25 protein-coding genes are annotated in these 21771 nt (G+C 45.5%); 14 read left to right on the plus strand and 11 right to left on the minus strand.

Annotated features, from left to right (window positions below; all coding sequences use genetic code 11):
* Nucleotides 1-18: 18 nt before the first annotated feature.
* The 3 genes from exbB to THERU_RS08285 are packed head-to-tail and all read left to right on the plus strand — an operon-like array spanning nt 19 to nt 1866.
* A complete protein-coding gene (gene exbB / locus THERU_RS01990) occupies nt 19-444 on the plus strand; it encodes a TonB-system energizer ExbB (protein WP_025305613.1) in 426 nt (141 codons plus the stop codon).
* A complete protein-coding gene (locus THERU_RS01995; RefSeq protein WP_025305614.1) occupies nt 434-814 on the plus strand; it encodes an ExbD/TolR family protein in 381 nt (126 codons plus the stop codon). Before exbB ends, THERU_RS01995 begins: the two co-directional genes overlap by 11 nt.
* Nucleotides 811-1866 carry an energy transducer TonB gene (locus tag THERU_RS08285; RefSeq protein ID WP_025305615.1) on the plus strand — a complete coding sequence of 352 codons (1056 nt, stop codon included), beginning with the start codon at nt 811-813 and terminating at the stop codon, nt 1864-1866. The genes THERU_RS01995 and THERU_RS08285 overlap by 4 nt, the downstream gene beginning before the upstream one ends.
* On the opposite strand, the gene THERU_RS02005 is transcribed toward THERU_RS08285, so the two are convergent.
* Nucleotides 1867-2757 carry a multiheme c-type cytochrome gene (locus tag THERU_RS02005; RefSeq protein ID WP_025305616.1) on the minus strand — a complete coding sequence of 297 codons (891 nt, stop codon included), beginning with the start codon at nt 2755-2757 and terminating at the stop codon, nt 1867-1869.
* Nucleotides 2754-3575, minus strand: coding sequence for a hypothetical protein (locus THERU_RS02010; RefSeq protein ID WP_025305617.1), 822 nt, complete (start codon nt 3573-3575; stop codon nt 2754-2756). Before THERU_RS02010 ends, THERU_RS02005 begins: the two co-directional genes overlap by 4 nt.
* Before the next feature lie 76 nt (nt 3576-3651).
* Between THERU_RS02010 and queA the strand changes: the two genes are divergently transcribed.
* Complete coding sequence (gene queA, locus THERU_RS02015) at nt 3652-4656, plus strand: tRNA preQ1(34) S-adenosylmethionine ribosyltransferase-isomerase QueA (protein WP_025305618.1); 1005 nt, start codon at nt 3652-3654, stop codon at nt 4654-4656.
* A 34-nt stretch (nt 4657-4690) separates the two neighbouring features.
* Entirely contained in the window at nt 4691-5416 is a 726-nt protein-coding gene (locus tag THERU_RS02020) for a flagellar hook-basal body protein (protein WP_025305619.1), read from the plus strand.
* Here the strand turns inward: THERU_RS02020 and THERU_RS02025 are convergent.
* Genes THERU_RS02025 through THERU_RS02050 form a run of 6 tightly spaced genes read right to left on the minus strand, consistent with a single transcriptional unit; the run spans nt 5413 to nt 9668 of the window.
* Nucleotides 5413-6276 (minus strand): 5'-3' exonuclease, encoded by an 864-nt coding sequence (locus tag THERU_RS02025; RefSeq protein ID WP_025305620.1) that lies wholly within the window; start codon nt 6274-6276, stop codon nt 5413-5415. The two genes, THERU_RS02020 and THERU_RS02025, sit on opposite strands and share 4 nt — an antisense overlap.
* The gene (gene thiE, locus THERU_RS02030; RefSeq protein ID WP_025305621.1) at nt 6273-6914 is read right to left on the minus strand and encodes a thiamine phosphate synthase; all 642 of its coding nucleotides are present in this window, start codon (nt 6912-6914) and stop codon (nt 6273-6275) included. Before thiE ends, THERU_RS02025 begins: the two co-directional genes overlap by 4 nt.
* A gap of 7 nt (nt 6915-6921) precedes the next feature.
* Nucleotides 6922-7341, minus strand: coding sequence for a CoA-binding protein (locus THERU_RS02035; protein ID WP_025305622.1), 420 nt, complete (start codon nt 7339-7341; stop codon nt 6922-6924).
* A complete protein-coding gene (gene gcvPA, locus THERU_RS02040) occupies nt 7310-8665 on the minus strand; it encodes an aminomethyl-transferring glycine dehydrogenase subunit GcvPA (RefSeq protein WP_025305623.1) in 1356 nt (451 codons plus the stop codon). Before gcvPA ends, THERU_RS02035 begins: the two co-directional genes overlap by 32 nt.
* Nucleotides 8666-9193: a glycine cleavage system protein GcvH gene (gene gcvH / locus THERU_RS02045; protein WP_025305624.1), complete on the minus strand. Its 528-nt coding sequence runs from the start codon at nt 9191-9193 to the stop codon at nt 8666-8668.
* 10 nt (nt 9194-9203) lie between these two features.
* Nucleotides 9204-9668, minus strand: a complete 465-nt coding sequence (locus tag THERU_RS02050) for a hypothetical protein (RefSeq protein WP_025305625.1) — start codon at nt 9666-9668, stop codon at nt 9204-9206.
* A 277-nt stretch (nt 9669-9945) separates the two neighbouring features.
* On the opposite strand from THERU_RS02050, the gene THERU_RS02055 reads away from it, so the two are divergent.
* From THERU_RS02055 to THERU_RS02075, 5 genes are all read left to right on the plus strand, one after another.
* Nucleotides 9946-10398 (plus strand): cytochrome c oxidase subunit II, encoded by a 453-nt coding sequence (locus THERU_RS02055; protein ID WP_025305626.1) that lies wholly within the window; start codon nt 9946-9948, stop codon nt 10396-10398.
* Entirely contained in the window at nt 10395-12137 is a 1743-nt protein-coding gene (locus THERU_RS02060; RefSeq protein WP_025305627.1) for a cbb3-type cytochrome c oxidase subunit I, read from the plus strand. Before THERU_RS02055 ends, THERU_RS02060 begins: the two co-directional genes overlap by 4 nt.
* Before the next feature lie 121 nt (nt 12138-12258).
* On the plus strand, nt 12259-12825 hold the full coding sequence (locus tag THERU_RS02065) for an SCO family protein (RefSeq protein ID WP_245565839.1): 567 nt from the start codon (nt 12259-12261) through the stop codon (nt 12823-12825).
* Between the two features lie 82 nt (nt 12826-12907).
* Entirely contained in the window at nt 12908-14218 is a 1311-nt protein-coding gene (locus THERU_RS02070) for a TrkH family potassium uptake protein (protein ID WP_025305629.1), read from the plus strand.
* Nucleotides 14215-14874 carry a potassium channel family protein gene (locus tag THERU_RS02075; protein WP_025305630.1) on the plus strand — a complete coding sequence of 220 codons (660 nt, stop codon included), beginning with the start codon at nt 14215-14217 and terminating at the stop codon, nt 14872-14874. The genes THERU_RS02070 and THERU_RS02075 overlap by 4 nt, the downstream gene beginning before the upstream one ends.
* Here THERU_RS02075 and lpxK read toward each other — a convergent pair.
* Nucleotides 14858-15781, minus strand: a complete 924-nt coding sequence (gene lpxK, locus THERU_RS02080; RefSeq protein WP_025305631.1) for a tetraacyldisaccharide 4'-kinase — start codon at nt 15779-15781, stop codon at nt 14858-14860. The two genes, THERU_RS02075 and lpxK, sit on opposite strands and share 17 nt — an antisense overlap.
* Entirely contained in the window at nt 15778-16740 is a 963-nt protein-coding gene (locus THERU_RS02085; RefSeq protein WP_025305632.1) for a flippase-like domain-containing protein, read from the minus strand. The genes lpxK and THERU_RS02085 overlap by 4 nt, the downstream gene beginning before the upstream one ends.
* 20 nt (nt 16741-16760) lie before the next feature.
* Here THERU_RS02085 and thyX point away from each other — a divergent pair, with 20 nt between their 5' ends.
* On the plus strand, nt 16761-17690 hold the full coding sequence (gene thyX, locus THERU_RS02090) for an FAD-dependent thymidylate synthase (protein WP_025305633.1): 930 nt from the start codon (nt 16761-16763) through the stop codon (nt 17688-17690).
* On the plus strand, nt 17666-18583 hold the full coding sequence (gene thrB, locus THERU_RS02095) for a homoserine kinase (protein WP_025305634.1): 918 nt from the start codon (nt 17666-17668) through the stop codon (nt 18581-18583). The genes thyX and thrB overlap by 25 nt, the downstream gene beginning before the upstream one ends.
* On the opposite strand, the gene THERU_RS02100 is transcribed toward thrB, so the two are convergent.
* Nucleotides 18555-20558, minus strand: coding sequence for a primosomal protein N' (locus tag THERU_RS02100; RefSeq protein WP_156916181.1), 2004 nt, complete (start codon nt 20556-20558; stop codon nt 18555-18557). The genes thrB and THERU_RS02100 overlap by 29 nt on opposite strands.
* 93 nt (nt 20559-20651) lie before the next feature.
* On the opposite strand from THERU_RS02100, the gene THERU_RS02105 reads away from it, so the two are divergent.
* Complete coding sequence (locus tag THERU_RS02105) at nt 20652-21092, plus strand: group I truncated hemoglobin (RefSeq protein WP_025305636.1); 441 nt, start codon at nt 20652-20654, stop codon at nt 21090-21092.
* A 45-nt stretch (nt 21093-21137) separates the two neighbouring features.
* A complete protein-coding gene (locus tag THERU_RS02110; protein WP_025305637.1) occupies nt 21138-21767 on the plus strand; it encodes a Crp/Fnr family transcriptional regulator in 630 nt (209 codons plus the stop codon).
* Nucleotides 21768-21771: the final 4 nt, after the last annotated feature.

Below are 21771 nucleotides of genomic sequence, written 5' to 3' on the forward strand. Positions count from 1 at the left end.
ATGTGTTATAATTAACCCATGCACATTCTAAAGGAGCTTGTTGATTACGGCATCATAGGGCTACTCTTACTGCTGAGCTTTTTTGCCATAGCCATAGCCCTTGATCGGTGGAGTTTTTACAGAAAGGTTGAAGTGGAAAGGTTCAAGACCAAGCAGGAGTTAGAGATGGAGCTAACAAAGGGTTTGACCTTTATAGCGTCCGTTGCGTCCAATGCACCCTACATAGGGCTCTTGGGCACAGTTCTTGGCATAATGCTGACCTTTTACACCATAGGGCAGGAGGGCTTTGTGGATACAAAAAAGGTGATGGTGGGCTTGGCGTTAGCCCTCAAGGCTACCGCAGTGGGTCTGTTGGTGGCTATTCCTTCCTCTGTTCTTTACAACCTACTTTTAAAAAAGGTAAAAAACCTTTTGCTCTTGTGGGAGATAAAGAATGGAAGATAAGGAATTCAGTTCCATAAATGTGATCCCTTTGGTGGATATAATGCTCGTGCTACTTACCATTGTGCTCATCACCGCTACCTTTGTGGTGCAGGGAAGCATTCCCGTCCAGCTACCCCAAGCAAAGGCAAGCCACGAGGAAAATCTAAAGGGACTTTTTATAACCATAACCCAGGAAGGAACGATTTTTTTTGAAGACCAGAAGGTCTCCCTTTCGGAGCTTGAGAGGGAGCTTGAAAAATATCAGAGGGACAGCCAAGTGCAGGTGATGGCAGACAGGAGGGCAACGGTTCAGAGCTTGGTGGATGTTTTAGACCTTCTCAAAAGGCTTGGCTTTAAAAAGGTTTCCATAAAAACAGAGGTAAAAGGATGAGGGAAATTTTCAAGGCATACAGCCTTTCCTTTTTGATCCACTCCCTTTTACTCTTTGGCTTTTTCCTCCTCACTCAGAGGCTCACTCTCTCCGAGAAGAGGCTCATTGAAATAGACCTATCCCTTGAAAATTTGCAAAGACAACCCCAAACAGACCTTTCCCAAAAAGCCCAACCCTTGCCCGCAAGACCGCCTCAGACCCAGCCAGTCCCACAAGCACCCATTCCTCCTACAAAAGAGGAAATAAAAAGCTCAACAATGGAACAATCAAAGCAGGAAGAAAGGTTAATCCAAGCTACAAGCCCACCAAACGCAGACCCTCTCCAAAAAGCCCAACCCTTGCCCGCAAGACTTCTTCAGACCCAACCAGTCCCACAAGCAACCATTCCTCCTACAAAGGAGGAAATAAAAAGCCCAACCGCAAAACAGCTAAAGCAGGAAGAAAAGCAAAGCCAAGTCCAAAGCCCACCAAAGCCCGCAGAGGCAGAAATTAGAGAAACTCAAACCTCTCAAGTCCAAACCCTCCCACCGTTAAAAGAAGAAACAAAGAGTAAAACCGCAGAACACCTAGGGCAAGGAGAAAGACCTCTCCAAGCCAAAGAAATTACCCAAAAGCCCGCAAGTCAAGAGAGAGAAGGGAAAGAACATCAGGCTCAAACTAACAAAAGCGTGGAGAGTTCTTCAAGACCTACATCTTCTTCCACACATACCAGCCCATATCCTTCAGAGAGTTCAAAACTCACGGATGAAAGTAAAAGATTAGCCTTAGAGGAGAGCTTCCTCAGGGAAAGGCTCTCGGTCATATCAAACATAGTCCAAAGGCATATAAACTATCCACCCATAGCCAGAAGGATGGGATGGGAGGGAAAAGTCCTTGTCAGCTTTGTTTTGGAACCAAACGGAAATATAAGAGACCTGAAGGTTCTAAAAAGCTCTGGATACGAAGTTTTAGACAAAGAGGCTTTGGACGCAATAAGGAGAAGCTACAGAGATTTTCCCAAACCTCCGGTTAGCGTAGTGGTAAAACTGCCAATCAATTTCAGACTTGAATAGCTATAAATCCCTTTCAAGGATAAGTTCTTTCTCCTCGCTATGAGAAAGCTTCCTGTGGATCAGAACCTTTAGGTTTTTGATATCTTGAGGTAGTTCTATCTCGTAAGGTTTTCCGTGTTCTAAGGCGGTCTTTGCTTGGGCGGAGAGTAGCCTTCTTATGGTTTGCTTTCCTTGAGGGGTATTAACAATAACTGTTATGTAAAGCTTAGGGTCTCCTTGGTCTGCGGTGGGAAGGTTGTGGGGCACGCCCACATTGGTTATGTAAAGCTTTCCGTCCTTTACCTCAAGCAACAAATCCTCGGGCTTTGCCTTTAGGGCTGGGAATTCGTGGGAATGTCTTGGCTTTGCTAAATGGAATAGATGAAAGGGAAACTTTTGAATTAAGTCCCTTTTGCCGAGGCTTGGCATGTGGCAGTCCTGACAACTCTTTTGGGTTTTTACCATCTGCCACTGTTTGAAGGTTTCTTGGTGACAACCTGCACAGAAGTTAGAACGAAGGTAGCTAAGGTCCTCCCTTGATGGATGTGGAGGAGACCAAACCTTCAGAGGTCCGTGCATAGCTTTAGTTTCCTCCTTGAAGTGGCAGGCAACACAGCTAACGCCATCCTCTTTGAACTCCACCCTCAGAATGGGTTTTTTATCTGGGTCCACTTGATGTGGCGCATGGCAGGAAAGGCATTTGTTCTTTGTGTAGTTTTCCGACTCTAAACGAAATTGCTCGCTGACCCATGCCTTTGCATGCCGGCTCTTTTCCCACTCCTTAAAGATCTCTGCGTGGCAATCCGCACACCTTTTTGCCTGCGGTCTTTCTAATAGATCCTCCTCCCTTGCCAACTCCTCAAATTTTCCACACCCAAAGAGAAGAAGTGAAAAAAGCACAAGCAGAATCATTTCCTAAAGGCTTCTTGCACCATAGCAGGGACCAGGTGTAGATTGTGGCATTTATTGCAGGATTGCCCTATTACGCTCATAGCCCTGAAGATGGCTTCCCTGTTGGGTTGAGGTTCCTTCAAGAGCCTTTGAATGGACGCAAGGGCTTGCTCGTGGTCCTTTCCGTGTATTCTATCCACAACTGTTTTGTCTGTATGACACTTGGAACATATAGCCTCCGTTCCCTTGACCCTTTCCACTACCTGCTCTCCCGCCTCCCTTGCCTTTTGAACATCACCCTGCATGAGGAAAATCCTCAGGGCTTTCATGGAATCCGAGAGCTTTCTCATGTATTCCTTTGGACTAAGCTGGACAAACTCTACAGGGTCCTCCATCTTTAAGGTGGCAAAGGGTGGATAATGATAAACGAGCTTTACCGCTATTTGATTCTCTGCGTGACATTTGTTGCAGGTTTCTCCCAGCTCTCTGGATGCCTTTATCACTTGGTCTGGGTTCTTTGCCCTCACTGCACTTATAAGCTGGTCTGCCAAGGCGGGCTTGAAATAATCTTTCCATTCTGGCACCATGTTTTGGGCCCTCGTGTAGGCATCCTTTAGTCTGTTAGCCCAATCTAAAGCCCTGTCCCATCTTCCTTCGTTTATGTTCAGCCTCACTCCATAAAAGGCAGTGCTCATCTCGTTCATAACAGACACATACTCAAACCTGTTGGACTGAGGAGGATAGTACTTTCCCAAAGAAGCGGGAGGCTTTTTTAGGATCACCTGGTCTGCACCAAAGCTCAAGCCAAGAGTAGCAAAAAGGACCAAAATTTTTTTCATGACCTTCCCTCCTTTGAGTGAATTTTATTCTTTTGGTTTTAAGGAGGCAAGCTTATAAGGGTTGTAGAATATACTTATGAACTTAAAGGACTTTGACTACTACCTTCCTCCGGAGCTAATTGCCAAATATCCGGCAGTCCCACGCCACAGTGCAAGGCTTATGGTTCTGAACAGAAAAGACAAAAGCATAAAGCACGACATTTTTTGGAACCTTCCTCAATACTTGGAGGAAGGAGACCTTTTGGTCTTTAACAACTCAAAGGTTTTGCCCGCAAGACTTTACGGTAGAAAACCTACCGGTGGCAAGGTAGAGATCTTGCTAACAGATTACATAGACAAACACACATGGGACGCCCTAATAGGAGGAAAGGGTATAAGGGAGGGTATCAAAATATTGGTGGCAGAAGATTTTGAAGTGGAAGTTTTGGAACACATAGAAGGTGGCAAATTCAGAGTAAGGCTCCTCACAGAGGACCCTGCAAAGGCTTTGGACAAATACGGAAAAATTCCCATCCCTCCTTATCTTGAAAGGGAAGAGGAGGAAATAGACAGGGTCTATTATCAGACAGTATTTGCCCAGGAGGAGGGTTCCGTTGCTGCACCCACCGCGTCTTTACACTTTTCCGAGGAGCTACTTCAAAGGCTGAAGGACTTTGGCATAAAAATGGCCTTTATAACCTTGCACGTGTCTTATGGTACCTTCAAACCGGTAAAAGTGGAAAGGATAGAGGAACATCGCGTAGACCCCGAATACGTAAAAGTCCCCAAGGAAACAGTGGATTTGATAATGGAGACTAAAGAGAAGGGTAAGAGGGTAATAGCGGTCGGCACTACCGTCGTCAGAGCCCTTGAGACTAAGCCCTTTGAACCCTTTGAGGGATGGACAGACCTTTACATTTATCCGGGCTTCCAGTTTAAAGTGGTGGATGGGCTGATAACAAATTTTCATCTTCCAAGGTCTTCCTTACTCTTTTTGGTCTGTGCCTTTGGCGGAAGGGAATTTATACTCTCCGCTTACAGGGAGGCTGTAGAAAAGAGATACAGATTTTACAGCTACGGGGATGGGATGCTCATTCTGTAAAAGTGTGATAAATTTTTAGCCTTAGGAGGGGAAAATGCCCATAGACTATCAGGGTATTTATGTGCTCTCAAGCGGAATGCTTTTGCAGGAAAGAAAATTAGAGATTATTACCAACAACTTGGCTAATGTGGATACACCCGCCTTTAAGATGGATGTAGGGCTTGTGAGCCTTTGGGATACGCCCAACGGGCAGAGGGAACCGGATAACTCTCCCGAGAATCCCACCAACAACTTTGTGTATCCTTTGATGGAAAGGGTGAGCGTTGTAATGCTTCAGGGTCCAATAAAGGAAACAGGAAATCCCTTGGACTTGGCTATAGAAGGAGAGGGCTTCTTTGCGGTGAGGTCAGAGGGTCGGATTTTTTACACAAGGAAGGGAAACTTTCGTATAGACAGGGAGGGATACTTGGTCAATGAACTGGGTATGAGGGTGTTGGACGAAGAAGGCAGGGATATAAGAGTGGTTGGTAATCTGAAGGTAGCACCCGATGGCTCCCTCTCTACAGAAGGAGGACCCGTGGGAAGGCTTGGTGTATACACCTTAAACCAACCTCAAAAGGTGGGAAGGGACCTCTTTATCGGTCAGCCCCAAAGAGCTCAGAACTTCAAGGTAATGCAGGGCTTTTTGGAGGGCTCCAACGTAAATCCTATACTTGAAATGGCAAAGCTCATTGAAACCCACAGGGCTCATGAGGTTTATTCCAACCTAATAAGGGCACTGGACCAAACCCACGAAAGGGCAATCAATAGCTTAGTTTAGAACAAACTTCTCTGGGCAAAGATTTTATCCAAGTCCTTTATTATGCTCTTCATCTCCAGCCCTTCAAGCTTTTTCCGTAGTAGAGATAAGTTTGGCTCTTTTCTTTTTAGCTCTCCGATATCTATGTTTAGGTCCTCGGGGGGTTTCAACTTTACCAGCCAGTAAGACAGCTCCAAGCTGTTTTTATCTGCATAGGGGAACAACTTTTTAAACTCGTCCCACCGGGCTAAGATGTTTTCCACAGAGCCAAAGGTGTTAATAAGGTTTATGGCGGTCTTTGGTCCTACTCCCTTCACACCCTCTATGTTGTCCGTCTTGTCTCCCACTAGGGCAAGGTAATCTGCAAGCTTTTGGGGAGGCACTCCAAACTTTTCTATAACCTTGTTTTCGTCAAAGACCTCCTCGGAGATAGGGTTTATCACCACCACTTGATTTCCTTCCACCAACTGCAAAACGTCCTTGTCTGGAGAGTATATCTTGACCTTAAAGCCTTCCTTTTTAGCCTTTTGTGTAAGGTAGGCAATCAGGTCGTCCGCTTCGTAGCCGGGCACTTCCAAAAGCTTTATACCGAGCAGGTTTATTAACTCCTTTATAACGGGTATTTGAACTTTCAGAGGGTCTGGAGTGGGTGGCCTTTTACTTTTGTACTCAGAATAAGCAAGCTTTCTTTGGGTTGGTGCGGGCAGGTCAAAGACTATTGCCATGTAGTTGGGTTTTTCCGTTTTTAGTATAGCCAAAATAGACCTCAAAAAGCCGTATATGGCTCCTGTGGGAAAGCCCGAGCTCGTGGATAGAGGTGGCAGGGCAAAAAAACTCCTGTAAAGGAAGGCAGAGCCATCGAAAAGGTAGAGCACTTTCATGCAGAGTAGAGCTTTTCTCTGTAATAGCTCCTGCAGGCAGACACCAATTCTTCCGTAGCCTTCTTTACATCCTCAAAGCCAAGAATGGCAGAAACCACCGCAATGCCCTTGGCTCCCGCCGAGAGAACCTCTTTAACCCTGTAGTGTGTTATGCCTCCTATGGCGACAATGGGCTTTGAGGTCATCTTCACCGCCTGACGGAGGGCTTCTATGCCCACCAATTTGTAATCCTTCTTTGTGGAGGTCTCATAAATAGAACCAAAGCCTATGTAGTCTATGGGCAGATGCTCCACCTCCCTGAGCTTTTCCAAGCTATTGACTGAGTAGCCTATGTACATCTTATCACCCACCAACTTTCGGACCACGTCCGGTGGCAAGTCATTCTCTCCCACATGAACACCATCCGCAGAAACTGCTAAAGCCAAATCCACCCTGTCGTTTACCACAAGCTCCACGTTGTAGCGCTTGGTCAGTTCCCTGAGGACCAAAAGCTCCTCATACATCTGCCTTGAAGTTTTGTTTTTGAACCTATACTGCAGGGCAGTTATGCCCCCCTGTATGGCTTGTTCTATGGTGCTTACAAGGTCCCTGTCCTTAAAATAGGCATCGTCCGTTACCAAATATATGCTCAGGTTCATGGCTCAATTAAAGATAACCAGCTTCTACGCCGATGCAAGCGTTCCAAACCACTTTTATTTTGTCTTTATACTTTTCTATCACTTCCATGTTTTCACAGCCCGGTTGGAGCCATACGCACTTGGCACCCACCTTTAGGGCTTCCTCAAAGATGGGCTCTATGTGGGCTGGGTTCCGAAAGACATTAACTATGTCAATGGGTTCCGGTACCTCCTCCAAAGAAGAGAGTACCTTGATCCCCAAGATCTCCTGTCCTGCGTGCTTTGGATTAACAAAATATACCCTGTGCATTCCCTTACTTATCACCCTCTCGCTAACATAGTAGGAGGGCCTTTCAGGGTCGGGAGATATGCCCACCACTGCAACAGTTTTGGCGTTCTTTAAAACCTCAAGGGCTTCATCTTGATGTGGATGATGAAGTTCCTTCATGGGAGATATTATACCGCAACCTTTCCACAAGCTGGTCCATTTCCTCCTTCGTTCTCTTTTCGGTGACTGCTATCAAAAGCTGATCTTTGTATCCAAACCTGTCAAGCTTTATACCAAAGAGAAATCCTTCCTCTATGAGCTTTTGGTGGAGTTCTTGGGCTTTTGGATGTTTTACGGGAAACTCCCAGAGGTGTTTTCCGCTAAAAGGTATTTCAAAGCCAAGGTTCAAAAGCTTTTCCTTTAGATACATCGCCTTGGAAAGGCTCTGGATGGCTACCTCCCTCATTCCCTCCCTTCCAAGTAGGACCATGTATAGCAAATTTGCCAAGGCTATTAGGTTCTGATTGGTGCATATGTTGGAGGTTGCCCTCTCCCTTCTTATGTGCTGTTCTCGGGTCTGCAACACCAGGGTAAAGGCCCTCTTTCCCTCAATGTCCTCCGCCAAACCCACCAACCTACCGGGCATCTTTCTTACGTACTCCATTTTAGTAGCAAAAAAGCCCACATAGGGACCTCCAAAGTTCAAAAAGGCACCCATCTGCTGACCCTCCCCGACCACTATGTCTGCACCAAAGGAGCCCGGTGGCTTTAGTATGCTGAGGGCTATGGGGTCTGCCACCACCACAAGGGGAACTTCATATTTCTTTGCCAGATGGGAAATTTCCTTCAAAGGTTCCAAAAAGCCAAAGAAGTTGGGCTGTTGCACCGCCAAGGCGTGACATTCTCCGTCTTTAAGTAGTTCTTCCAAGCGGTCAAGGTCTGTAGTGCCCTCTTCCGTAAGGCTTACCACTTGGATCTCATCCTTGTAGCCAAAGAGATAGGTTTGAACCACCTGCCTGTAGAGTGGATTTATACCCTCCGTCAACACTACCCTTTTTCCTCTTCCTTTTATTGCCCTTGCCATAAGAACCGCTTCCGCCAAGGCAGAGCCACCGTCGTACATGCTTGCGTTGGCACAGTCCATACCGGTTAGCTCGCATATCAGGGTCTGATATTCAAATAGTGCCTGAAGGGTTCCCTGAGATGCCTCCGCTTGGTATGGCGTATAGGCGGTCAAAAACTCTCCCCTGCTTAAAATCTGCCATATAGCTGAGGGGATTATTCGGTCGTAGGCACCACCACCCGCAAAGTATACAAGGGGTCTGTTGAGGCTCGCAAGCTCCTTGAAATATCTTCTCAACTCTTCCTCTGACTTGGGCTCCGGTAGGTTTTTGGGAGGCTCCAAAAGGGAAGGGTCAATGTGGGAAAAGAGGTCTTCCAAAGAAGAAAGACCTAGACTTTGAAGTATCTCGCTAACTTCTTTATCTGAATGGGGTAAGAACATTTACCTTTCCTTTTCCTCGTATCTTATCTCCTCTTCAGGTAGGGTCTCCAAGGATTCCTCTATAATTCCCGTTTCCTCCTCCGGCAGGTTCAGGCTTACCCTTTCTCCTTTTTCTTCCATTACAATCTCCGCAAGGATCCCCGCATACTCCTTTGGAGACAGAAGGTCCTCCACCTCAGAGGGATCTTTAAGCTCCAAAACCACCATCCAACCATCCTCATAGGGAGACTCATTTACAAGGCCTGGCTCATCGTTCAGCGCTTCATTTACCTCCACCACACTACCAGAAAGAGGTGCATAGACAGGGGATACACTCTTTACCGACTCCACGTTGGCTAAGGTGTCTCCCACTTCAAACTCCTCACCCACCGAAGGAAGGTCCACATAGACTATGTCTCCCAGTTCTTTTTGGGCGTAATCGGTTATGCCCACCCAAGCCCTATTTCCTTTTACTAAAGCCCATTCATGATCTTTGGTGTAATATCTGTCCGCCTTTACCAAATACTTTCCCACCCATATGTCTTCCATGGCAACCTCCTCAGAGTATTTCGTATTTTATACCGTATTCTTTGTAAACTTCCTCAAAGATCTCCTCCATGCTACCTTCCTTTTCCCTGTATTTTTCCACGGTCCTTATAACATAGTCAAGGTCCATGAGTCTAAGCAATGCCCAACCTTTAGAAAGAACATTCTTCTTACCTGCGCTTAAAACCTGTGCCAATTTTTCCTTTGTTAGCCTTTCCACCGGGTCCAGAACAAGAACATGGTTTCCCCTCAGCTTCCTAAGACCCTTATAAAGCCCATACAGAAAGCTACCCTTGTCGTTTCTTATAAAAACCAGTTCGGGGAAACGATCAAATAGGTCTTTCATCTCCGAAGGGATCACCGCGTATATGCTATCTGGACCTATTACCCTGCTAAGCAGGTTAAGTTCTTCCTCTAACTTCTTCAAAAGGTCTTCCCTGTTTGACAGGGCCTTATGGAGCACCAGCAAAACCTTCATAATGGGCAGACTATTAATATGATAACTCAAAGGGAATACAAAGCTAATAAAAAACACTTCAGCCTGGAAAGTCTAGTAGCCTTTCAAAAAGCCTTGACACTATAAAAGTGTCTTATATTTTTATAAGAGTGTCTTATAACCTTTAAGGAGGTGTAACATGAATGAGCGCGAGGATTTCTTCCCCAAAGGTGCGGTAGCCTTCTTTGTGCTTATGATCGCCTTTTACGCCTTTGTATGGCTGTCCCTTTACTTTACGCTTTTGGCAAGGAGGTAAGCCATGGATAGGGCGGAAAAAGGTGCATTTATTACCGCTGTAGCCTTTATGGGTGTTTTCTTTGCCCTTATAGTCTATGCAGCAAAGGGGTTAAACATTGATGTACCCACATGCATAACTGATGTGAAACCTTTCACACAAGGACAAGTCATCCAACACGCACCAGATAGGTATGAGATCCACTACCTTGCCAAGATGTGGTACTTTGAGCCTGCGAATGTGGAAGTGCCAGTAGGGTCAACTGTGGATATATACCTAACGAGCGCTGATGTAATTCATGGCTTCCAGATAGACGGGACCAATGTAAACCTCATGGCAATACCTGGGACAGTAGCTTACGCAAGAGTTAAGTTTGATAAGCCAGGTGTGTATCACATAGTATGCCATGAATACTGCGGTATAGGACACCAAGATATGGCTACAAAAATAATAGTAAAAGCAGGTGAGCAACAATGAGGGTCGAAGGAAGCGTAAAAACGGTTATCTTAGGTGAAATCATCTTTCCTATCGTGCTTCTTATCTTTGGCATTTACCACGGATTTATGCAAGTACTCTACAGGGCTGGAATCATAAAGGACATGTCTTTCCTCGGCATTGAGTACTATCAAGGACTTACCCTTCATGGTGTTATTAATGTAATTGTATTTACCACAATGATAATTGTAGCCTTTGGTAATGCGGTGTTTCTCTACTATCTCAAAAAGCCTCTCAGACCGGCGGTTCAGTGGGTCAGCTTTTTGCTGATGGTTGTAGGAACTCTTATGGCAGCTTGGGCTATGTTTGCTGGTAAAGCCAACGTACTTTACACATTCTATTACCCCCTAATTGCTCATCCGGCTTTCTATATAGGTGCGGCGCTTCTGTTAGTGGGTTCTGTAATCCCTCTATTCTTTGATTGGGCACCAAATTACATAGCTTGGAGAAAAGAGCATCCAGGTGAAAAGGTACCTCTTGCAGTTTTTGGTATGCTTGTAAACCACATTATGTGGGTCATAATGCTTGTCCCTGTGGTAATTGAAGTGGTCTTCCAACTCATACCTGTGTCTTTGGGTCTTATCTCTGAGACGAACCCGTCTCTGAGCAGGACTCTTTTCTGGGCTTTTGGCCACCCTGTTGTTTACTTCTGGCTACTACCAGCCTACGTTATGCTCTACACAATACTTCCCAAAATAGTAACAGGCGAAGGAAAACTCTATTCAGACAGCGCTGCAAGGTTTGTCTTCCTACTTTTCGTTCTTTTTTCCTTCCCAGTAGGTCTTCACCACCAATACACTGAACCCGGAATAACCAACAGCTATAAGCTCATACATGCCTTCTTTACTCTTGGTGTTGCTGTTCCCAGTTTAATCACAGCCTTTACTGTTGCCGCATCCCTTGAGTATTCCATAAAGTCTAAGTATCCTGAGGTAAGAAATTCTCTCTTCTACTGGTGGACCAAGATACCCTATATAAGCCTGGAGGGTGATAAGTGGCTTGTTTCCTACTTTATGGCAGGACTCTTCCTATTCCTTGTGGGTGGTATAACAGGTATAGTCAACGCATCTTACAACGTGAACCTTGTAGTGCATAACACCTCCTTTGTGCCTGGACACTTCCACACCACTGTAGGTGGTCTTGTCACCTTATCTTTCTTGGGTATATCCCTTTATATGGTTTCCAAGCTTATGGGTAAGGATATAAAGTTCAAGGGCCTTGCGGTTATAGCCCCGTGGTTGTGGTGGCAAGGTATGCTTATTTTTGAATACGCCATGTCGGTGGCAGGTATTCATGGCTTTCCAAGAAGGACAAACACTGGTATATCCTACCTAAACCCCGATTCTCCCCTCTACAGACCAGAATGGGTAGGTTATGCAGAACTGTCCGTGTTTGCGGGATTTATAATAGTGCTTGGCTTTGTATTCTGGGCTATATCCTTCTTTGGAACCATATTCTCTCCTAAGGTTAGAGAAAGCACCATTGAGTTCCCCACAGCGCCCGCACTACATGATGAGAAAGCTCCAGCTCTAAACCGTCTTACTCCTTGGTTTATAGTATCTGTATTACTCTTTGTGCTTTCTTACGTACCCGCCATATACGACGTTACAAAGAGAGGTGTATTCTTTGACTCTCCGGGATACAACGACAAAAATCCCACACCTATAACCAAACCTCAGAGCGCAAAGGAAGACCAAAGGAATACTGCGGAAGCTAAATGATATGTGTTCCCTCGTTCGCCTCTTGTTTTTGGGGGTTCTCCCCCTTCTTCTATTTTTTAACTTCGTTTACTCTCAAGGCACAGGCATACCCCCTAACGAATCCAGAACTTTAGGAAAGCCATTGCCACATGTAAAACTTATAGACTCTTACGGAAACACCTTTGACATATACGAGCTCAAAGGAAAGCCCATAATCTTGAGTCCCATATACACCCATTGCAACTCCGCGTGTTCCATAATAACGGATTCTTTAAAGAAAGTCATTCCCAAGCTGGGAAAACCCGGAGAGGACTTTTGGGTTATCAGCTTTTCCTTTGACCCTAAAGACCGCATTGAGGACATAAGAAAATTTCAACAAGATCACCTTATAGACGGCTTTGGCTGGAAGGTAGTTGTAGCAAAGGATAAAGAGGATCTTTTTAGGCTAGTAGACGCCATAGACTTTAGGTTTATGACATTGGAAAACAGAGATTTTGTACATCCCAACCTCTTGGTGGTTATATCTCCAGACATGAGGGTAAAAAGGTATATCTACGGTGTGGTTTTTGACTACCGCGATTTAAAGAAGGCTTTGGAAGAGGAAAGCATCCTGGAAAAAGCAAGACCCTACTTGTTCTTTGTTGGTTTACTAGGTTTTACATCTACCTCTCTTTACATACTTTTAAAAATTTTCAAAAAGGTGAAATAGTAATTGTTGGAGAGCTGCAGTTTAGCTTGGTCGGAACACTGACCTACCAATTTAATGTTTAAGCTTTTATAATCCTTTCCTGATGACACCCCACCGAATAATACTTCTCTCCTACTTGGTGTTAATAGCCATCGGGACCTTGCTACTCTATCTGCCCATATCCACCTACGAAGGAATTAGCTTCCTGGATGCCCTATTTACCGCCACCTCTGCAGTTTCCGTTACAGGTCATGTGGTAGTGGATACCTACAAGACATTTACACCTTTTGGAAAGGCTGTAATTCTCCTACTCATTCAGATAGGTGGGCTTGGATACATGGGATTTACCACCTACTTTTTGATTCTCCTGAGAAGAAAGTTGAGCCTAAAGGACCGAATACTTTTGGCAGAATCGGTCAATTACCCTGGACTGCACGGCTTGGTGAGATTTCTCAAAAGGATAGTACCCTTTGTTGTTGGGGTTGAGCTTTTGGGTGCCCTGCTTCTTCTTCCATTCTTTCTAAGGCACTTTGACCTGCCCATCAGTTTGGCAATGAGCATTTTTCATTCGGTTTCTGCCTTTAACAATGCGGGCTTTAGCATACTGCCTGATGGACTTACACCCTTTAGAGACAGCTTATGGCTTAACTTAGCCTTTAGCCTTTTGATCATTTTGGGAGGCTTGGGCTTTTATGTGATCCACGAGCTCATGCTATACCAAAGAAAGGAAATTCAAAGACTTTCCACTCACACCAAGCTTGTGCTTGTATCCACACTTCTTCTAATTGTGGGAGGCTTTTTGGTTCTCCTGCTTGATACCATCAGATGGGAAAACTACAGCCTAAAGGAAAAGCTCCTTATTGCCTTTTTCCACAGTGTTTCGTCAAGGACTGCAGGTTTTAGCACTGTGGACCTAAAGAGCTTTTCAGAGGGCGGGCTCTTCTTTCTGGTGGTTCTTATGTTTGTGGGTACAGGTCCCGGCGGAACGGGTGGTGGCATAAAGATCACCACCGCAGTGGTTATAATCCTCGTAGTTCATAGCTACCTAAAGGGCAGTGGTCAGGTGGTGGTCTTTGGGAGAAGAATAGCGGAAGATACCATCCAAAGGGCTTTAACCATCTTTGTTCTGTCATTCCTCTACACAACCTTTGCCACACTGATACTTACCCATACGGAAGGAGCTCCACTACTTCCCACCCTCTTTGAAACGGTGTCTGCTTTCTCTTCGGTGGGACTATCCGTAGGAAACCCTCAGGGGCTTAGCCTTTGTGCCGATTGGTCTCCTTTTGGAAAGGTAGTAATTATAATTACTATGCTGATGGGAAGGATGGGAATAATGAGCTTCATGCTCGCCCTTTATGGCAAGGGAGAAGAGAGCAGAATAAAACCCCCTGAAGCAAGGCTACTGCTATGAAGAAAAAAAATAGAACCTTTGGTGTTATAGGGCTCGGTAGGTTTGGCTATCATGTAGCAAGAACCTTGGCGCAGGGGGGTGCTGAGGTAATAGCCTGCGATGTGGATGAGGAGAAGGTTAGGGAAGTCTCCGAGTATGTGTCTTTGGCTTATGTGTTGGATGCAACGGATGCAAAGGCACTCAAGGAGTCTGGCATAGCCAACGTGGATACTGCGGTGGTTAGCGTAGGAGAAAACATAGAGGCAAGTATACTTATCGTGGTTCAGTTAAAAGAGCTGGGAGTAAAAGAGATAGTGGCAAAGGCGGTAAATCCTCTGCATGGCAAGGTGCTTGAAAAATTAGGAGTTGATCGGGTGGTCTATCCGGAAAAGGAGATGGCTATAAGGGTTGCCCACTCCCTTTTGGCGGGCGAGTTCATAGAGGAAATACCTATCGGAGAAAAGCACAGCGTTTTTGAACTAAAAGCCTTTGACTTTATGCTGGGCAAGACACTGAGGGAGTTGGACGTTAGAAGGCGCTTTGGCGTGAGCGTCCTTGCCATAAAAAGGGGAGAAAACCTCATCGTCAACCCTATGGGGGATGAAAAAATCCTACCGGGAGACATCCTTGTGGTATTGGGCACCACCGAACAGCTCAGCACTATGGCCTCTCAGTGAGCTTTTCCCTCACAAAATCCATAAGCCCGGGCACTTCCACATCAAAGTCCAAGTAGTATAAGTTTTCCGCTGGTTCCAGCTTGAAAAAGTCCTTTAAGGTGGTAAGATAAAGTTTTTCCTTTTGCAACTTAAAGCCTTCATAATGATAATGGTCTGGAAAGCTCAGCTTTTCTTCTGTCTTTATGCCCAATCTTTCCAAGGTTTTAAAAAACTGTTCGTTGTCTCCAAGCCCACAGAAGGCTATAAAGCTCTTGTCTTTGAAATTTAAAACCTCTCCTTCCTTTGAGACCACCCTCCAGTTTTTTCTGTAAAGCTTAAAAGTAGGTTTTTCAATCTTGAACTCCCACTCCTTTAGGTCCTGATAGGTCAGTACCACTGCGTGCGCCCTTTTCAACCCATCCAGTGGCTCCCTTAACCTGCCAAAGGGCAAAAGCCTGTCTTTTAAGTCCCTCTCCTTTAAAAGGACAAGGTCTAAGTCCCTCTTTAACCTTCTGTGTTGGAAGCCGTCGTCAAGGATAATCAACTGAGCCTTTAGCTCCTCCACCGCCAACTTTGCACCAAGGCATCGGTCTTCGCTCACCACCACGCTGACGTTTTTTAAAAGCCTTGCCAACATGTAAGCTTCGTCTCCCACCTCTCTCCAATTTGCCCTAACTTCCCCCCTATAGCTAACAACCACCGGACCCCTTGTGCTTCTTTTGTAGCCCCTCAAAAGCACCGCGATATGGTAGTCCTCTGCTAAGTTCTGCGCCAAAAACCTTACCAAACTGGTCTTTCCACTACCACCCACCGATAGGTTTCCCACGCATAGGATGGGAACACTAAAAGAACAGGTCTTGAGAAATCCTCTATCATAAAGCCAGTTCCGTAGATTGACCGCGTAGAAGTATGGGTTTAGCCAGTTCATCTAAGCATAGCCTTTGTGTCTTTGAAAAGTAAATAAAAGAAAAGAACTCCACCAATGATGGCGCTCAGGTATTGGGTAATAAACCTCCAAAGGATAACAAAGCTACCCAACATGTAAGCGGAAAGGAAACCAGAGAAGACCTCCAAGCCTCCCACCTCACCAACGCCACTTCCTCCGGGCGTTGGGCTCAAAAAGATGGCATAGAGCAGGGCTACCTGCGAAAGAACAGCTTTCGAAAAGCTCACAGAAGGCTCAAAGGCAGAGAGCAGAAAGGCTCCCGATAGCAAAAAGCATACATACAAAAGCACACTGCTGAGGGTGGCCAAGAAAATATGCTTCTTTTTGTCCCTCAAAAATAGTCTGCTTACGATAATGAACCTCTTCAGAGTGTATTTAACTTTCAGCATCAGGCTTTGGTTTTGGTCCTTGGACCTATCAAAAAAGTATTTGAACACTTTGTAGACCAAAAGGCTCAGCAATCCTAAAACCACCAATATGACAAAAAGTTTTACAGCCTCCTGTGTATGCTTATAAAAGTAATAGACTAGAAGAGGGGACAGAAAAACAAAAAAGACCATTCCCGTTAGGGTTTTCATAACTACCACGCTCATGACTTTGTGCAATCTCCCTCCCTTTCTGGAGAGGGTGTACAAAGACATCATTTCTCCTCCCACGTGGGCGGGTGTAATGGTGGCTCCAAAGGTGTTTATAAAAGAGACCAAGTAGCCATAAGAAAAAGAATACCTGAGGTTCATGGCTCGGGCAAGGATAAAGAGCCTGATGTTGTCAAAGGTGTGATAAAAAAACATGCTTAGAACAGAAAGGAACAAATACCTTTTGTCAAGCAGTGGGAGAACTTCAAAGATCTCTTTGCTCATAGTCCTTTTTAGCACATAAACAAAGGAGCCGGTAAGCACAAAAACCGTGAGAACGATTCCATACAATAAGGGTCTTAGCATCTGTATAATAGTTTAAGCCCATGGCTGTGTTTTTGCTTGGTTCAGACCAGAGGGTTGTACGTTGCGCTCGTGTGTCCTTTGCAAAGGATGAGCAAGTGGATCGGGAACGAGACATAAAGCTCATAAAGTTTCTCTTTGAAAACAGGCATGCATCACCCTTTGAGCACGTGGTAATAGCCTTTGAAAGCGACGAAGAGTTTTGGATTTCCCTTTTGAGAAAGGTCAAAAACCCTACCTTTCAAGCCTATTGGGATGGCAAGTTTTTGTGGCTGAATCTCAGGAATATCATAAACGCTTGGGAACACATGCCAGAGGAAGTTCTAAGTGTTATAGAAGAAAAACTGCCTGCGGTCTATTCGGTGGTGGTCGGGAAAGAGCCCAAAGGTTATTCAACGGACAGCGCATACGTGAAAGAGCTTGTGGAAACCTCCTCGGGCTTTGTAGGTTTGGTGGATAAGTTAGAGCTGGACAGTCCGATGGATTACTACACCTTTGTGGTGGAGTGCCCTCTGTTTGTTGCACGCCAATGGCACAGACACCGCTTTGGCTCGTACAACGAAGTAAGTAGGAGGTATGTATCCTACGAGCCCGATTTTTACATTCCGGAGTATTTAAGGAAACAATCAAAGAGCAACAAACAGGCAAGCGAGGATACGCCCTTGGAAGAACCTTGGAACTCCCTTTTTCTTAAAAAGATCAAGTGGTATGTGGAGGACCTAAAGACCCTCTATACCAGCATGGTGGAGAAGGGGACTGCCAAGGAACTGGCAAGGGGCATCCTTCCGCAGTTTATGAAAACACGCTTTTACTGGACGGTGCCAAGGATCTCTTTGGATAACTTTATAACCCTGAGGACCCACCCGCACGCCCAGAAGGAGATAAGGGAGCTTGCCTTGGCAATAAAGGATATGGTAGGATATAGAGGATGGGACAGGATTATGCGACTTTAAGGGTTCCCGCAAGCACCAGCAATCTGGGTGCAGGCTTTGACACCTTTGGGCTTGCCCTGAACCTATACAACTACTTTACCGCACAGCCTTGGGATAGATGGGAGTTTGAGATAGTGGGAGAAGGGCAGGAACTTCCACAGAACGAAGAAAACCTCTTTGCCAGAGTATATTTAAAAGCCTGCGAGCTCTTTTCCCAAAAGCCCATTCCTTTGAAGGTTAAGATGAAAAACCACATTCCCACCGCAAGGGGGCTGGGATCTTCCGCCACCGCCATCGTGTCTGCCATAAAGCTCTGGGAACACTTCTATCAAAGGACCTTAAGCTTGGAAGAGAGGTTAAGGATAGCCTTTGAGTTTGAGCCACATCCGGATAACCTACTGCCAGCCTTTCTTGGAGGCTTTCTAGTGTGTGCAGTGGGCGAAAGGGTCCATTATCAGAGGTTGGACTTTCCGGAGGAACTAAAGGTGGTGGTTTGCATCCCAGATTTTGAGCTTTCCACAAAGAAGGCACGGGAGGTATTAAGGCAGGAAGTTTCTTTGAAGGACGCAGTCTATAACATACAGAGGGCGAGCCTTTTGGTGGTAAGTCTTTGCAAAAGGGACTATCAAGGTCTGAGGGAAGCGGTAAAGGACAGGCTTCATCAACCCTACAGAAAGTCCCTAATTCCAAACTTTGATAAGGTTTTAGAAAGCGCATACTCGGAGGGTGCCCTTGCGGTCTTTCTAAGTGGGGCTGGTCCCACCATAGCCAGCTTCTGCCTTGAGGGGGAGGACAAAGTAGGAAATGCCATGGTTTATGCCTTTCAAGAGGCGGGCATATCCGCAAAGTATTTATCCTTGAAGGTGGATAAAGAGGGGGCAATTTTTACCACAACTCCAGCTTCAGGGGGTTGAGGCTAAGAAGCTTTGGCAAAAATTCCCTCAAACGCTTTGGCTCCACCTTAAGAAAAACCTCCAGCAGATTGCCATACGTCCGGGTTTTTGCAAAGGATAGTTCCCTCAGGACCTTTTCTCTGTCTTTGGGAAAGACCGCCAAGATAAGCTTTGTGAAGGGAGGTAGGTTTTCTTCCCTTCTTTTTTCCAGCTCTTCCTCCAGAAAGTCATCCTTTAGGTACCTTTCCACCAGCTCCTCTTCCAAGAAGGTTTGCAGATAAAACTCCTGCTCCGCCATTGCCCATGCCCTGTGCACATACTTGTAAAACTCCTCCTCCGCGTTAAAGTTAGGAAGAGAAAGCAGGTTATCTCCATGAACCAAAAAGACCTTTTTATAGGTTCCCGAGAGAGAAGGCTTAGTGTCAAAGTGCAAACTTTCTTTTACAAGTCCGTATTTTTCCAGCTCTTCCACCGCCCTCTCCACACCAAAGCCTTGGGGAACCACAGGACTCTCGCAGTGGGGACAAGTGGGAGGACCAGACCATTTGCATCGGGTACAAAAAAGACTGTTTTGGCTTTTACTTAAAGTCAAAAAGGTGCCACAGTGGGGACATTCTGTCAGAAACTGACACCTGGGACAGTATGCATAAGAGTAGCCCGTTTTTCTTATCAGAAGGAGGGAGTTGTCCTCTAACTTTGAAAGAAGCTCTTGGGAAAAAACTTCCTCCGGCTTTCTTTTTAGAATTTTCACACTGGCGGAGTAGCCAAGACTTTCCAACTGCCAAGCACCAATCTTCACCTTTTGGTAGGTATCCACTCCAAGGCTTGTGGTGTAGTAAAAAAACTGAGAGCCGTAATACCTGTAAAGGTGGAAAAGGTAGTTCCTAAGGTCTATTCCGTTGTATAACTTTGTATTTTGGTCTTCGAATAGTACAAAGGCAAAGGGCTCCTTAAAGGGCACCAAAAGTCCAAGCCTTGAGCTCAGGATCACCCTTCCTTCTTCCTGTGCCAGAAACCAGTTTTTCACAAACTGCCTTGGGCTGTCAAAGGAAGAGAGAGAAACCACCCGATCTCCAAAAAGGGGCTTTAGTTCTCTCATAAGGTAAAGAAGCGTAGAGTTTTGAAAACAAAATATGGGAAGGCTCTTGTTTTTACTTAGGGCGGACTCCACCAAAAGGACAAGGTGTTCTAAAAGCCTTGAAAGGCTTCCTACTACAAGCACTGGCTTTTGTATGCTTTTTATTAAGGATATGCTACTCTGCCTTAGCTGGCTTTTTGGACTAAAGGCAAAGTTCTGCATCAGCTCCTTTTCCACCTTGACTATACCCTTGGAAACCAAAAACTGCAGGTCTTTGGAGGAAAAACCTTCTTCTTTGAGCTCCTCCCTTGTGGCGTACAACCTCTCCCTGAGGTAGCTGAGCAGTCTTACCCTTTCTGCGTAGTTTTTGGTCTTTTTTAGCTTAGAAAGGGCAACATCAAAGGGAAGGTTAAGGCTAAAAAGCTCCATCTCCACATTTACCGCAGACCAATCTTCCACCACCTTCAAAAAGCCTTTTTCCAATAAAAGCCTCACAAACTGCCATCCAAACCTTTTCTTGGCTGTTTCTTCCTTTATCCTTTTGTTTTTTGCCACCCAATCTAAAAACCGTTTAGTCCTTTGGTCCAAGCCCACAAAGGAGGAAAGGGGGACCGTAAGAAATCTTTCTTTTTTCCAGTTCCACTCAGCGGGCAAAAGTTCCCATAACAACAGCCAAGGTATTAAGCCATAGAGCATGGCGGTGTCCTTTAGGGCTGAGAGGTTCTTTTCGGAGGTCAGAGGCACCTTGTCTGGAAATACTACTTCCTTGACCTGTCCGTCATCAGAAAGACCCACCACAAGTCCAGTTTTTCCTTCCACCAGAACCCTAAAGCCTATAGGGGAGCCCTCGTAAGGAAAGTCCGCTTTTATCCTTTCAACCCGCCCTCCGGGGAGAGCAATTTTCAAGCTCAGTTCCATGTTTTTTATATTAAGGTTCAAAGTGATTTAATCACTGAACAAAAAGCCCAAAAGCCCTAACATAAAAAGCAAATCTTTTTGGGAGGTGTTGCCATGAAGAGAGCTTTACTTTTTGGCTTGCTTTTGGCGGGTATGCTGTCCGCACCCGCATATGCACAGATGAAGGAAAAGAGCCTGTATGAAAGGCTCGGCGGCTACGACGCCATATCCGCAGTGGTTAATGAGCTGGCGACTAGGCTCGTAACGGACAGGAAGCTGGGAGTGTACTTTAAGGGGCTTAGCAACGATAGCAAAAGAAAGCTAATAGCCCATCTTACTGACTTTGTCTGCTCTGCCACAGGAGGACCCTGCATATACACAGGAAGGGATATGAAAACCGCTCACGAGGGTTTGGGCATAACGGAAGAAGACTGGGATAGGTTTGTGAAGATCACCAAGGAGGTTTTGGATAAGTTCAAAGTTCCCGCCAGAGAACAGCAGGAGTTTCTGCAAGCGGTGGCTCCCCTTAAGTCGGTAATTGTGGAAAAGAAATAAAGCCCATTGCCGGGTCCCCTCGGGGGACCTATATTTTTATCCTTGATGAAAGAACTCACTCTAGAAAAGCTCTTCCCTTATGCGGATAAAAACTTTAAGGAAGATTTGGTTTCCTTCTCCCAACCGGTCAGTCTAAAAAAGGGAACTATGATAGGCTATCCAGGTGCGGTGTGTGAGTTAGTACCTATAGTTTTGGAGGGAAGTGTTAAGGTCTATTTTACCGCAGAGAACGGTAGGGAGATCTTCCTGTACAGAATTGGCAGGGGTGAGACCTGCATACTTACAAACCTCTCGGTTTTAAAGAAAGTCCCATATCCTGCCTACGCGGTCTGTGAGGAGGACGTGCTGGGTTATGTGATCCCTGCAGAAAAAGCCAACTACCTCTTTGAAAAATACTCCTACTGGAGGAACTTTGTTTTAGATATGGTGGTGAAGAATGTATATGGGCTCTTTCTTGTTCTGAACGAGCTAATATCCAAAAGGGTAGACCAAAGACTGGTGGAATACATAAAAAACAACGCCAAAGGCAATGTGATAAAGGCTACCCATGAAGAGATCGCAAGGGATATTGGCACTGCCCGGGAGGTGGTATCAAGGCTTTTGAAGGAACTGGAGAGGGAGGGCTATCTGGAAATCACAAGGGGCGAAATAAGAATACTAAAACCCATCCCTTAGCCTA

The organism is Thermocrinis ruber, assembly GCF_000512735.1.
Classification (GTDB): Bacteria; Aquificota; Aquificia; order Aquificales; family Aquificaceae; genus Thermocrinis; species Thermocrinis ruber.